This window comes from Mycobacterium sp. E3339 (genome assembly GCF_001666915.1).
In the GTDB taxonomy this organism is placed as follows: Bacteria; Actinomycetota; Actinomycetes; order Mycobacteriales; family Mycobacteriaceae; genus Mycobacterium.
Genome location: NZ_LZIZ01000198.1, coordinates 20,068 through 32,921, shown reverse-complemented (window position 1 = coordinate 32,921; position 12,854 = coordinate 20,068). Strand labels below are relative to the sequence as shown.

General features: G+C 67.4%; 10 protein-coding genes. 7 read left to right on the top strand and 3 right to left on the bottom strand.

The window, feature by feature from the left end; translation table 11 throughout:
- Window positions 1-158: 158 nt before the first annotated feature.
- The 4 genes from A5702_RS18675 to A5702_RS18660 are packed head-to-tail and all read left to right on the top strand — an operon-like array spanning window position 159 to window position 3,683.
- Window positions 159-1,628 (top strand): aldehyde dehydrogenase, encoded by a 1,470-nt coding sequence (locus A5702_RS18675; RefSeq protein WP_068222588.1) that lies wholly within the window; start codon window positions 159-161, stop codon window positions 1,626-1,628.
- A 14-nt stretch (window positions 1,629-1,642) separates the two neighbouring features.
- The gene (locus A5702_RS18670; RefSeq protein WP_055401713.1) at window positions 1,643-2,392 is read left to right on the top strand and encodes an SDR family oxidoreductase; all 750 of its coding nucleotides are present in this window, start codon (window positions 1,643-1,645) and stop codon (window positions 2,390-2,392) included.
- Window positions 2,389-3,246 carry an NAD(P)-dependent oxidoreductase gene (locus tag A5702_RS18665; protein WP_068222586.1) on the top strand — a complete coding sequence of 286 codons (858 nt, stop codon included), beginning with the start codon at window positions 2,389-2,391 and terminating at the stop codon, window positions 3,244-3,246. The genes A5702_RS18670 and A5702_RS18665 overlap by 4 nt, the downstream gene beginning before the upstream one ends.
- The gene (locus tag A5702_RS18660; RefSeq protein WP_055401717.1) at window positions 3,246-3,683 is read left to right on the top strand and encodes a carboxymuconolactone decarboxylase family protein; all 438 of its coding nucleotides are present in this window, start codon (window positions 3,246-3,248) and stop codon (window positions 3,681-3,683) included. Before A5702_RS18665 ends, A5702_RS18660 begins: the two co-directional genes overlap by 1 nt.
- Here the strand turns inward: A5702_RS18660 and A5702_RS18655 are convergent.
- A complete protein-coding gene (locus tag A5702_RS18655; protein WP_068222612.1) occupies window positions 3,680-7,003 on the bottom strand; it encodes a LuxR C-terminal-related transcriptional regulator in 3,324 nt (1,107 codons plus the stop codon). The genes A5702_RS18660 and A5702_RS18655 overlap by 4 nt on opposite strands.
- 141 nt (window positions 7,004-7,144) lie before the next feature.
- Here A5702_RS18655 and A5702_RS18650 point away from each other — a divergent pair, with 141 nt between their 5' ends.
- Window positions 7,145-8,353, top strand: coding sequence for a serine hydrolase domain-containing protein (locus tag A5702_RS18650; RefSeq protein ID WP_082956119.1), 1,209 nt, complete (start codon window positions 7,145-7,147; stop codon window positions 8,351-8,353).
- 7 nt (window positions 8,354-8,360) lie between these two features.
- Here the strand turns inward: A5702_RS18650 and A5702_RS18645 are convergent, their stop codons facing one another.
- On the bottom strand, window positions 8,361-9,446 hold the full coding sequence (locus tag A5702_RS18645) for an aldo/keto reductase (protein ID WP_068222583.1): 1,086 nt from the start codon (window positions 9,444-9,446) through the stop codon (window positions 8,361-8,363).
- 58 nt (window positions 9,447-9,504) lie between these two features.
- On the opposite strand from A5702_RS18645, the gene A5702_RS18640 reads away from it, so the two are divergent.
- Entirely contained in the window at window positions 9,505-9,936 is a 432-nt protein-coding gene (locus tag A5702_RS18640; RefSeq protein ID WP_055401723.1) for a MarR family winged helix-turn-helix transcriptional regulator, read from the top strand.
- Between the two features lie 49 nt (window positions 9,937-9,985).
- On the top strand, window positions 9,986-11,254 hold the full coding sequence (purD, locus tag A5702_RS18635; protein WP_068222581.1) for a phosphoribosylamine--glycine ligase: 1,269 nt from the start codon (window positions 9,986-9,988) through the stop codon (window positions 11,252-11,254).
- On the opposite strand, the gene A5702_RS18630 is transcribed toward purD, so the two are convergent.
- The gene (locus A5702_RS18630) at window positions 11,251-12,834 is read right to left on the bottom strand and encodes a gamma-glutamyltransferase family protein (RefSeq protein ID WP_068222578.1); all 1,584 of its coding nucleotides are present in this window, start codon (window positions 12,832-12,834) and stop codon (window positions 11,251-11,253) included. The two genes, purD and A5702_RS18630, sit on opposite strands and share 4 nt — an antisense overlap.
- Between the last annotated feature and the right edge of the window lie 20 nt (window positions 12,835-12,854).

The window sequence follows — 12,854 nt, the reverse complement described above, 5'->3', positions numbered from 1 at the left end:
GATGCTCGTTAAGGTGCAATTTCCCGGCCGCAAACCGTCGGCGGCGGGATCGGGCCTTGCACCGCCGACGGCCGGACGGCTATGGTTCGATTCGAGAATATCGGACAACTGTCCACCGATCACCCACACGATTCGGTCCGCACAGACGGGAGCGGGAGATGGCCTTATTGGCCGACGGCGTGAGCTCACTGTTCATCGACGGCAAGATGTCGCCCGGCAGCGCCGGCACCTTTCCGACGATCAACCCGGCGACCGAGGAAGTGCTCGGGGCCGCGGCCGATGCCGACGCCGCGGACATGGGCCGCGCGATCGATGCCGCCCGGCGCGCCTTCGACGAGACGGACTGGTCGCGCGACACCGAGCTGCGCGTGCGATGCGTGCGGCAGCTGCGCGAGGCGATGCAGCAGCACCTCGAAGAGCTGCGCGACCTCACCATCGCCGAAGTCGGCGCGCCGCGAATGCTCACCAGCATCGCCCAGCTCGAAGTCCCGGTCAACGACCTCGCGTTCGCGGCCGATACCGCCGAATCCTACGAGTACAACCAGGATCTCGGCCTCGCATCGCCGATGGGCATCCCCACCCGTCGCACGATTGCCCGCGAGGCCGTCGGCGTCGTCGGCGCGATCACGCCGTGGAACTTTCCCCACCAGATCAACCTCGCGAAGATCGGGCCGGCGCTGGCCGCCGGCAACACCGTCGTCCTCAAACCCGCCCCCGACACACCGTGGTGCGCGGCCGTGCTGGGGGAACTGATCGCCGAGCACACCGACTTTCCGCCCGGCGTCATCAACATCGTCACGTCCAGCGACCACGGCGTGGGCGCGCTGTTGGCGAAAGACCCTCGGGTGGACATGGTTTCGTTCACCGGATCGACGGCCACCGGCCGCAGCGTGATGGCCGACGGCGCCGCGACGATCAAGAAGGTCTTCCTGGAGCTGGGCGGCAAGTCGGCGTTCATCGTCCTCGACGACGCCGACTTGAGCGGCGCGGTGAGCATGGCGGGATTCTCGGTGTGCATGCACGCCGGACAAGGGTGCGCGATCACCACCCGGTTGGTGGTGCCGCGGGCGCGCTACGACGAAGCCGTCTCCATCGCGGCCGCAACCATGGGCGGCATCAAGGCCGGTGACCCCACCGATCCCGGAACCATCTGCGGCCCAGTGATTTCGGCGCGCCAGCGCGATCGGATCCAAGGCTATCTCGACTCCGCCATCGCCGAGGGCGGGACGTTCGCGTGTGGGGGCGGGCGCCCGGCCGATCGTGAGGTCGGTTTCTTCATCGAGCCCACCGTGATCGCGGGGCTGGGCAACGACGCACGGTGCGCGCGCGAGGAGATCTTCGGGCCGGTCCTGACGGTGATTCCGCATGACGGCGACGACGACGCGGTGCGCATCGCCAACGATTCACCATACGGATTGTCGGGCACCGTGTTCGGCGCCGACCCGGACAGGGCGGCCAGGGTGGCCGCGCGGGTCCGCGCGGGCACGATCAATGTCAATGGCGGCGTGTGGTATTCGGCCGACGCACCGTTCGGCGGCTACAAGCAGTCTGGAAATGGCCGAGAGATGGGTCTGGCCGGCTTCGAGGAGTACCTGGAAACCAAGACAATTGCCACAGCGGTGAACTAAAGGAGCTCGAGAGCATGCGGTTTGAAAACAAGGTCGCCATCGTCACCGGCTCGGGCGGCGGTATCGGCCAAGCCTACGCCGAGGCGCTGGCCCGCGAGGGCGCGGCGGTGGTGGTAGCCGATATCAATGCGGAGGCGGCCGAAGGGGTGGCCAAGCAGATCTCCGCCGACGGCGGCTCGGCCATCAGCATCCCGGTCGACGTGTCCGACCCGGCCTCTGCCAAGGCGATGGCCGATCGCACGCTGGCCGAGTTCGGCGGCATCGACTACCTCGTCAACAACGCGGCGATCTTCGGGGGTATGAAGCTGGACTTTCTGCTCACCATCGACCCCGAGTACTACCAGAAGTTCATGAGCGTCAATCTCGATGGGGCGCTGTGGTGCACCCGCGCCGTCTATAAGAAGATGGCCAAGCGCGGGGGCGGGGCGATCGTGAACCAGTCGTCCACCGCGGCGTGGTTGTACTCGAACTACTACGGCCTGGCCAAGGCGGGCGTGAACGGTCTGACCCAACAGCTTTCGCGCGAGCTGGGTGGCCAGAACATCCGGATCAACGCGATCGCGCCAGGGCCCATCGACACCGAAGCCAATCGGACCACCACCCCACAGGAGATGGTCGCCGACATCGTCAAGGGTCTTCCCCTGTCGCGCATGGGAACCCCCGAGGACTTGGTCGGCATGTGCCTGTTCCTGCTTTCCGACGAGGCTTCGTGGATCACCGGGCAGATCTTCAACGTTGACGGCGGGCAGATAATCCGGTCATGACGAACAACTTGAAGCTGGGCTACATCGGGCTGGGCAACATGGGCGCCCCGATGGCCACCAAGATGACCGAGTGGCCCGGTGGGGTAACGGTGTACGACATCCGCACCGAGGCGATGACCCCGCTGGCCGAAAAGGGCGCCCGGCTGGCCGATTCCCTGGCCGACGTCGCCGCCGCGGACATCATCCACATCACCGTCCTGGACGATTCCCAGGTGCGCGAGGTCGTCGGTGAGCTGGCCACGCATGCCCGCCCCGACACGGTCATCGCGATCCACTCGACCATCAGCGACACCACCGCCGTCGAGCTGGCCCGCGAGTTCAACGCACAGGGCATACACATCGTCGACGCACCGGTCAGCGGCGGTGCGGCCGCAGCCGCGAAGGGCGAGCTGGCCACCATGGTGGGGGCCGAGCGCGAGGTCTACGAACGAATCAAGCCGGCGTTCAAGCACTGGGCGGCGATGGTCGTCCACGCCGGCGAACCGGGTGCGGGCACGCGAATGAAGTTGGCGCGCAATATGTTAACGTTCACCTCGTACATGGCGGCCTGCGAGGCCATGAAGCTGGCCGAGGCCGCCGGCCTGGACCTGCAGGCGCTGGGCCGGGTGGTGCGGCACACCGACGCACTCACCGGTGGTCCGGGCGCAATCATGGTGCGGGATGACATGAAAGACATTGAACCGGAGAACTTCCTTTACCAGCCGTTCGTGCACACTCGTGGCCTGGGGGAGAAGGATCTGAGCCTGGCGCTGTCGTTGGGCCAGTCGGTGCAGGTCGATTTGCCGCTGGCGCAGTTGGCATATGACGGTCTGGCCGCCGGCCTCGGCGTACCACACACCAAGAAAGAGGCATGATGGACGAGCTTCGCCGCAAGGGCCTCGAGAAGATGAACGAGGTTTACGGCTGGGAGATGCCCAACGTCGAGGGCGACCCGTACTTCGACCTGACCGTCGACCACCTGTTCGGAAGCATCTGGACCCGCCCGGGATTGTCGATGCGCGACAAGCGGATCATGACGCTCACGGCGGTGACCGCCGTCGGTAACCGCGACCTGGCCGAGATCCAGATCAACGCGGCGCTGCTCAACGGGGAACTCTCCGAGACCGAGCTCAAGGAGATGGCCGTCTTCCTCACCCACTACCTCGGGTTCCCCCTGGGTTCCGCGCTCAACGGCGCCGTCGACGCCGTGGTGGCCAAGCGCAAGAAGGCCGCGGCCAAGGGCGCCGGTGAGGACAAGAAGGCCAACGTCAACGACGCAGTGAAGATGCACAGGGGCAACGCTCGCGACTAAGTGTGGCGCGAGGCCTCTTGGGCGAGTTGCACTCTCGAGCTGAGGCCCAGCTTGGAGTAGACGTGGCCGAGGTGGGCTTGCACGGTGCGCGCGGAGACGAATAACCGCGCGGCAATGTCCTTGTTCGGCAGTCCCTCGCTGACGAGCCGCACCACGTTGATCTCCGCGGGTGTCAATGAATCCCAGCCGGTTGACGGCCGTTTGCGTTCGCCGCGGCCGCGTCTCGCATAGGCGATCGTTTCATCGATGGACATGGCGTCACCCTCGGAACACGCCTGGTGGAATTCGTTCTCTCCCAGCGCGTCCCGCACTACGGCGACGGCGGCGTCATGTGCGGCGTCGTGGATCTGGAACCGCACGTAGCCGGTTCGGTCTCGTTCCGACTTCGCCGCTCCCAACAGGCGCGCGGCCTCTCGATTCGCGCCGGCGCCGGCCGCGAGGGCGGCCAGGCATTCGATGACGTCAGGGAGGACGAAGTAAGCCTTGTCGTCGACCGCCCCGGTAAGCGCGTCGTGGGCGTCGCGTTCCGCTTGCTCCCAGTCGTGTTGGGCGATCGCGACCCGCGCACGCTTCGCCAAGGCGAGCACCCGATGAACGCCCGGGGCGACGGTGACGGCATCGTCGGCCCAGCGGCGCGCCGCGATCAGATCACCCTGCGCGAACGCAATTTCCGCCAGCGGAATGACATTGACGACGGCGAGTTCGGGCTGGACCTTGAGACGCTGCCACGCGGCCTCGCCGGCGCCGGCCGATGCGCCCACATCCCCCGCGGCGATCGTCGCGACGGCCAGCGCCGCGTAGGCGTAGCCCTGGTTGAACGGTCCGAGGTCCGCGGCGGCTTCAACGGCCGCGTTCGCGGCGGCGCGGGCCCCGCTCGTGTCACCGGTGTAGGCAAGCATGTGGCCGAGGGACACGAGGCTGGCCATTTTCCACGTCTCGTCGTGGGCCGCCTCCGACTCGGTAACCAGCTCCCGGAATTGCGTTACGGCACCGGCGAGATCTCCTTCCCACCACTGCGCCAGCCCGATGCACCACCGACACCCGCGAGAGGCGTAGCCGTCGCCGATCGCGTCAGCGACGTCGCGGCCCTCTTCACCGGCCGCGCGTGCCGCGACCGGGTCACCCTTGCCCGTGACGGCCGCGAAGGCCTGGAACGCCAGGATCTGGTTCAAACTCCAGTCGTCGCCCACGGTGCGGGCGAGGCCGAGCGCTTCCTCGAAGTACGTACCGGCAGCGGCCGCGTCGTAGGCGGCAATGATTCCGCAACCTGCGAGCGCGCGAACCAGCAACGCCGGGTCGTCGATCTCGCGGGCGAGCGCCAAAGCCTCCAACGCCATGTCCATGTGGTCGTGGATGGTCTGCGCGCCCTCGAGTATCGCTTTGTCCGCAAGCGCCCGGGCGCGGACGGGTTGCGGCACCTCCACGTCGTGAGCGACGGCGTCGGCCAGGGCCGAGGCGAACCACGCCGTGCCCTCGCGCAACCGGCCGCGAGTGGTCCAAAGTGGTTGCAGCACCGAGGCGAGTTGCAATGCCCGCGAGATCTCGGCGTTTTCCCGACACCACGCGAACGCCGCCCGTAGGTTATCCATCTCGATGGCAGCTTGCTCGATACGGCTCTGATGAGCGGTGCGCCCCGGCACGTCGAGCTCGGCCGCCAGCGCAACGTAGTGGTCGCGGTGACGCGCACGCACGGTGTCGGCCTCGCCGGACTCGCCGAGCTTCTCCAGGGCGTACTGGCGAACCGTCTCCAGCATGCGGTAACGCGCCCCGCGATGTGTGTCTTCGGCGACCACAAGGGACTTTTCGATCAGCAGCGTGAGCTGGTCGAGCGTCTGATAGCGCTCGGGGTCGTTTTCGGCGCAAACCGCCTGTGCCGCATCGAGATCGAAGCCGCCCACGAATGCGGCGGCGCGCCGGAACATGACTCTCTCGGGCTCCGTCAGCAGCGCGTGCGACCAGTCCACCGAGGCCCGCAGGGTCTGCTGGCGGCGTACGGCCGTACGCGAACCGCCGGTCAGAAGCCGGAAGCGGTTGCGCAAGCTGTCGAGAATCTGCTCCAACGACAGTGCCCGAACCCTCGCGGCCGCCAGTTCGATCGCCAGTGGGATTCCGTCGAGCCGGCGACAGATCTCGATCACCGCCTCCGAATTGCTCTCGCTCACAGCGAAATCGGGCCGAACTTGGCGGGCACGGTCCGCGAAGAGGGTCACCGCCTCGTCGGCCACGGACAGTGACGGCACCGCCCAGGCAACTTCGCCCGCCACCCGCAGCGGTTCACGGCTGGTCGCAAGGATGGTCACGCCCGGGCACGCCGTCAGCACCGCGACCGAGAGTGAGGCGCACGCGTCGATCAGGTGCTCGCAGTTGTCGAGAAGGAGGAGCATGCGCCGGCCGGCGACGAAACGTGTCAGTGTGTCCATCGTCGAACGCCCCGCTTGGTCGGGCAGCCCCAACGCCCGCGTCACCGTGACCGGGACGACGTCGGAATCGGCGATGGGCGCCAGGTCGACGTACCACACGCCGTCTTCGAAATCGTCGTCGAGTTGGTCGGCCACTTGCACCGCCAACCGGGTCTTTCCCACGCCGCCTGCGCCCGTGAGGGTCACCAACCGCCCGTCGGCGATGCTCCGCCGCACGGCCTCGACCTCTGCGCCGCGCCCGACGAAACTGGTGAATTGCGGCGGAAGATGCTGACGCCCCGTGTTTTTCGTCGAGCGCAGCGGCGGAAAGTCGTTGCGGAGGTCGGCGTGGCAGAGTTGCGAAACCCGTTCGGGCCGGGGGAGATCTCGCAGCAAGTGGGTGCCGAGGTCGACCGTCCACGCATCGGCGGGCAGGGCTTCGGCCAGCAGATCGCTGGTGGTGCCCGACAACACCGTCTGGCCCCCATGAGCCAGGTCACGCAGCCGCGCCGCCCGGTTGATGGTCGGCCCTACGTAGTTTGCCTCATCGCGCAGTTGCGTTTCCCCGGTATGCAGTCCGATCCGCAAGCGGATCGGTTCAAGGGCCGTGCGTTGCAACTGCAGGGCAAACGCGGCGGCGTCGCTGGCGCGACCAAAAGCGACGACGAAGCTGTCACCCTCGCCCTGTTCAACGGGACGCACACCGTTGTGCGCGGCCAGCAGGTCCGATACCGCGTGGTCCAGCCGCGCAATGGCCGTGCCCATCGTGTCGGGTTGGGTCTGCCATAACCGCGTCGAGGCTTCGACATCGGCGAGCAGCAACGTCACCGTTCCTGTCGGCAGCTCGCTCACGCCCAAGTCGCTCCAGTTCAATCGCGGCGTGTCCACGCATTGGTCGATCTCAGCCATGTTAGCCAGCATGCGCTGGTCGAAGGCGGTGAACATCGGCAGAAAGGCCTAGAAAGTCATTCGCCGGTACCCGTCAGCATCTAGGTCCTTTGACTGATGTTTCCTTCCCCGGCGGGACCCATAGTGACCTCACTGGAAAAAGGGAGGTCACAGATGAACAGCCAGACGGGCGTCGCCGGCAGCCGCGCCTCAATCGATGCCCACTTCACGACGGGGGTTCTGCACGGCCACTACGACAGTCGCTTCGAGGATCTGGTCGCGGCCCTCGCCGACGAGGTCACGACCGGCGGCGAGCTCGGTGCCGCGATCGCCATCGACGTCGGCGGCGAGCTCGTCGTCGACATCTGGGGCGGGCACGCCGACAGGGCGAGAACCCGCGAATGGTCGCAAGACACCATCGTCAACGTCTTCTCCAGCACCAAGAACGTGACCGCCCTGGCGGCATTGATGCTCGTCGACCGCGGCCTGCTGGACCCGTTCGCTCCCGTCGCCAGGTACTGGCCCGAGTTCGCCGCCAACGGCAAGCAAGACATCGAGGTCCGCCACATCCTGAGCCACACCTCCGGGGTGTCGGGCTGGGAACCGCCCTTCACCCTCGAGGATGTCTACGACTGGGAGAAGTCGACTTCACGGCTAGCCGGCCAGGCGCCTTGGTGGCCGCCCGGCACCGCATCCGGCTACCACGCCGTGACCATCGGCCACCTGGTCGGCGAGCTCGTCCGCCGGGTCGCCGGGATGAGCCTGAAACAGTTTGTGCGACAAGAGATCGTCCAGCCGCTCGGTGCCGACCTGCAGATCGGCGCGCGGCCCGAAGACGACGGCCGGATCGCCGAGCTGGTCCCGCCGCCTCCGTTGGACGTGCCGCTCGATGCGGTTCCCCATGACCATCCGATGTACAAGACGTTCGCGGCGATCCCGCCCACATCGGAGACAGCGCTGGCCGCCGAGACGACTGCGTGGCGCCGGGCGGAGATCGGATCGGCCAACGGACACGCCAACGCGCGCTCGCTGGTGCGCACCCTGTCCCCGATCTCGTTGGGCGGCACAGTGAATGGCACGCGGCTCCTCGGGCCAGAGACCATCGACCTGATCTTCGACGAGCAGGCGAACGGCACCGACCTGGTGCTGGGTATGCCCGCGCGATGGGGCATCGGCTTCGCCCTGCCCCACGCCGAGGCGGTGCCCGACATCCCCGACGAAAGAATCTGCTACTGGGGCGGTTGGGGCGGGTCCATGGTGGTCATGAACCCCGACCGCCACGCCACGTTCGCCTATGTGATGAACAAGATGGGGCAAGTCACGTCGGGGGGAACCGAACGAACGCGCAAATACACCCGGCTGATCTATCGCGGACTCGGCTGACAAAGAATCAGTAGGGCCGCACACCCTCGGGCATCACGTATTCGGAGATCGGGCTGGACACGCCGTTGACCGAAGTCCCGCCGTTGAGAATGCCCGGCGCCATCTCCAGCATGTTGTTCGGAAACCCGAACTTCGGCTTGGTCAGCTGATCGAGCCGGGTTAGTTCCTCGGCGCTTAGGCTCACGTCGGCGGCGCGGACGTTGTCCTGAAGCTGGGAGAGCCTGCGCGCGCCGATGATGACGGAGGAGACGCCGGGCTGCGCGCGCACCCAGGCCAGCGCCACACTGGCGACGGTCGTTTCGTGGGCCTTGGCGATGGTCTCGAGTTCGTCGATCAGCGCGTAGGTCTTGTCGTTCAGGAAGGCGTTGACCATCGCGCCGCGGTCGGCGTCTTGCCCACCCGCGTTGGCCCGGGTGTACTTGCCGCTGAGCACGCCGCCCTTGAGCGGTGACCACGGTGTGATGCCGAGGCCGAATTCGCCCGCCATCGGCACCAGCTCCTGTTCGATGGCGCGTTCCAGCAGCGAATACTCCACCTGCAGGCCGATGAAACTCTCCCAGCCGCGAAACCGCGCGATGAGGTTGGCCTGAGCGATCTTCCACGCCGGGGTGTCGGATACGCCGATGTAGCGGACCTTGCCCACGCGGACCAGATCGTCGAGCGCCGCCATCGTCTCGTCGATGGGTGTGTTCGCGTCCCAGATGTGCAGCCAGTACAGGTCGATGTAGTCGGTTTGCAGACGGCGAAGCGAGTTTTCGCAGGCGTTGATCAACGACTTGCGGCCCGAGCCGCCGCCGTTGGGATCTCCCGGATACAAGTTGCCGCTGAACTTGGTCGCGATGACCAAGCGGTCGCGGCGACCGGCGTCGCGCCCGACGTGGTCGCCGATGATCTTCTCGGAGTGGCTCCGGGTGTAGAAGTTCGCGGTGTCGATGAAGTTGCCACCAAGATCGGTGTATCGGTCGATGATCTGTTGGGACTCTTCGACGCTGGTGCCCCAACCCAGGTCCTCGCCGAACGTCATCGCGCCCAGGCACAGGGGGCTGACGCGCAGACCGGAGCGTCCGAGTGTCACGTACTGATCCAGAGGCATATGGACCGCTTTCTGGTAAGTTGTTCGATTATGTGTTTGTTCAGTCCTAAACTAGTTCATGTCTGAACAATCTGGCAAGCGGGCGGTCGCGGTCGACGCGGCCAAGATCTGGTCGTTGAACTACCGGGTGTTGCTGTCGGTCATCTCGTGCGCCGAGGCCGACATCTGCGCGCTGGGGCTCGAATCCAAGGAGTTGTTCCTGCTCGCGGAGATCGACGAGCACCCTTACCCGGCCGAACTGGCGGCGACGTTGAGCATGCCCAAGGCGACCGTCACGGTTTACCTCAAACGGCTCGAGGCCGCGGGCTTCGTGCGGCGCGAAATCGACGCCACGGATCTGCGGCGGCATCGGCTCCTGCTCACCCCGGCCGGACGCCAAGCCGCCACGGACGGGTTGGCGCTGCTGTCGAACGAGTTCGACAAGCGCCTCGGGCGTCTCACCGTCGCGCAGCGAAAAGACCTGAAGAATCTGCTCGAAAAGATTGTGTGAGCGCGGTGCCGTAGGCGCGCGGCGTTCGTCCGGGCTAGTCTGACGTGTCGTGCGAGTCCTGGTGATCGGTTCGGGTGCCCGAGAACACGCGCTGCTGCTGGCGCTTCGGAAAGACCCGCAGGTCACGGCGCTATCCATTGCCCCCGGCAACGCGGGCACCGCTCGGGTGGCCGAGCAGCACGACGTCGACATCACCTCGAGCGAGGACGTCGTCGCCCTGGCGCGCAACGTCCGGGCCGACCTGGTGGTCATCGGTCCCGAGGTGCCGCTGGTGCTGGGCGTGGCCGACGCCCTGCGGGCCGCCGGCATCGTCTGCTTCGGGCCGAGCAAGGACGCCGCCCGCATCGAGGGCTCCAAGGCCTTCGCCAAAGAGGTGATGGCCGCCGCCGGCGTGCGCACCGCGGCCAGTGAAACCGTTGACAGCCCCGCGCATTTGGATGCCGCGCTGGACCGCTTCGGGCCGCCGGCGGGCGACCCGGCCTGGGTGGTCAAGGACGACCGCCTGGCGGCCGGCAAGGGCGTGGTGGTGACCGCGGATCGCGGTGCCGCCCGCGCACACGCCGCCGGGCTGCTGGAGGCGGGTCATCCGGTGCTGTTGGAGTCCTTTTTGGACGGACCCGAGGTGTCGCTGTTCTGCGTGGTCGACGGCGAGACCGTGGTGCCGTTGCTGCCGGCGCAGGATTTCAAGCGTGTCGGCGACGGCGACACCGGACCCAACACCGGCGGCATGGGCGCCTATGCGCCCGTCGCATGGCTTCCCGACGAGGTGTACCGGGACATCGTCGGTAATATCGTCGAACCCGTTGCGGCCGAGATGGTTCGGCGCGGCAGCCCGTTCAGCGGGCTACTGTATGTCGGACTGGCGATCACCGGAAACGGGCCGGCCGTGGTCGAATTCAATTGCCGCTTCGGCGATCCCGAGACCCAGGCGGTGCTGGCGCTGCTGGAATCGCCGCTCGGGCAGCTGCTGTACGCGGCCGGTACCGGCAAGCTGGCCGACTTCGGCGAGCTGCGCTGGCACCAGGGGGCGGCCGTCACGGTGGTGCTGGCGGCGGAGAACTATCCCGGCCGTCCCCGGGTCGGGGACGTGGTCGGCGGCTCCGAAGCCGAGGGGGTGCTGCACGCGGGCACGGCACGGCGTGCTGACGGCGAGGTGGTGTCGTCGGGCGGCCGGGTGCTCTCGGTGGTGGGTACCGGCGGCGACCTCGCCGCGGCGCGGGAGCGGGCATACGAATTGATGCGCTCGATCCGATTGCCGGGCAGCCACTTTCGCGGCGACATCGCGCTTGCGGCCGCGGAGGGCAAGATCAGCGTCTAGCAACCCGCGGCCTGGCCGTCGCGGCGAGGGTCGCTCGCCGCAAGATACCCGCCGTCCAGCCGCCAGATCGCCTGGCAGCTGCCGAACTGGTTGTAGTCGTCGACGGCGACCAGGTCGTGTCCGCGCAGCCGAAGCTCGTCGAGCGTCGCCTGCGGGAAACCCTTCTCGCAGGCGACCTGCATGCCCTGGACCCACCGGAACCGCGGTCCGTCGCACGCGGCCTGCGGATTCTGTCCGTGATCGGCGATGCGCACCATCACCTGCGTGTGGCCCTGCGGTTGCATCGTTCCGCCCATGACTCCGAAGCTCATCACCGCGGCGCCATCCTTGGTGACGAAACCCGGGATGATGGTGTGGTAGGGCCGTTTGGCCGGCCCGACCCGGTTCGGATGGCCCTCGGCCGCAGCAAAATTCGCGCCGCGGTTCTGCAACGATATGCCGGTGCCCGGCACCACGACGCCGGATCCGAACCCCATGTAGTTCGACTGGATCATCGACACCATCGTCCCCGCGGCGTCGGCCGCGGTCAGATACACGGTCCCCCCGCTCGGGGCGCCCGCGGACGCCGCCTTCGCCCGCGTGCGATCGATCAGCGCCGCGCGCCGCCTCAGGTATTCGTCGTCCAGCAGGCGCTCGGGTCGCACCGGCATGTGTTCGATGTCGGCGACGTAGGCCTGCGCGTCGGCGAACGCCAGCTTCACCGCCTCGATCTGCAGGTGCACGCTGTCGGCGGAATCGACTGGGAGCGCGGCCATGTCGAAATGTTGCAAGATTCCCAGGGCGATCAGGGCCACGATGCCGTGGCCGTTGGGCGGAATCTCGTGCACGGTGTACCCGCGGTAGGTGGTGCTGATGGTCCCCACCCAGTCGGCGCGGTGAGCGGCGAGGTCGTCCGCCCGCATCGCGCCGTCGTTGGCGCTGGCGTGCGCTTCGAGTTGGGCGGCCAGCTCGCCGCGGTAGAACGCCTCGCCGTTGCTCGCCGCGATCTTCTCGAGCGTGGTCGCCTGCTCGGGGAAGCGAAACCGCTCACCGGCTTTCGGCGCCCGGCCGGCGGGCATGAACGCCGGGGCGAATCCCGGCTGCTTCTCGAAGAGCGGCACTTGCACCGCCCATTGCTGCGCGACGATCGGCGAGACCAGGAAACCGTTGCGGGCGTAGTGGATTGCGGGGTCGAAGAGCCTTTCGAACGGGAGCTTGCCGAACTTGGCGTGCAACTCGGTCCACGCCGACACCGCGCCGGGCACGGTCACCGCATTCCAGCCGACCGCGGGAACGGCGTTGCCGCCGAAGTATTCCGGCGTCCAGGCCACGGGCGAGCGGCCGGACGCGTTCAGGCCGTGCAGCTGCCGGCCGTCCCACACGATGGCGAAGGCGTCCGAGCCGATGCCGTTGGACACCGGCTCCACCACGGTGAGGGCGATGGCGGTGGCGATGGCCGCGTCCACCGCGCTGCCGCCCTGGGCGAGCATCCGCAGGCCGGCCTGGGCGGCCAGCGGCTGTGACGTGCACACGACGTCTTCCGCCAGGATGGGCTTTCGCGGCCACGCGTACGGGAAATCCCAGTCGAACGGTGCGGTCACCTTCGCGAGCGTAACGCCAC

Coding starts and splice junctions, on each gene's coding strand:
- A5702_RS18640 (WP_055401723.1), top strand. CDS start 9,505: ATGTCTGAACAATCTGGCAAGCGGGCGGTCGCGGTCGACGCGGCCAAG.
- A5702_RS18670 (WP_055401713.1), top strand. CDS start 1,643: ATGCGGTTTGAAAACAAGGTCGCCATCGTCACCGGCTCGGGCGGCGGT.
- A5702_RS18675 (WP_068222588.1), top strand. CDS start 159: ATGGCCTTATTGGCCGACGGCGTGAGCTCACTGTTCATCGACGGCAAG.
- A5702_RS18665 (WP_068222586.1), top strand. CDS start 2,389: ATGACGAACAACTTGAAGCTGGGCTACATCGGGCTGGGCAACATGGGC.
- A5702_RS18650 (WP_082956119.1), top strand. CDS start 7,145: ATGAACAGCCAGACGGGCGTCGCCGGCAGCCGCGCCTCAATCGATGCC.
- A5702_RS18655 (WP_068222612.1), bottom strand. CDS start 7,003: ATGCTGGCTAACATGGCTGAGATCGACCAATGCGTGGACACGCCGCGA.
- A5702_RS18660 (WP_055401717.1), top strand. CDS start 3,246: ATGGACGAGCTTCGCCGCAAGGGCCTCGAGAAGATGAACGAGGTTTAC.
- A5702_RS18645 (WP_068222583.1), bottom strand. CDS start 9,446: ATGCCTCTGGATCAGTACGTGACACTCGGACGCTCCGGTCTGCGCGTC.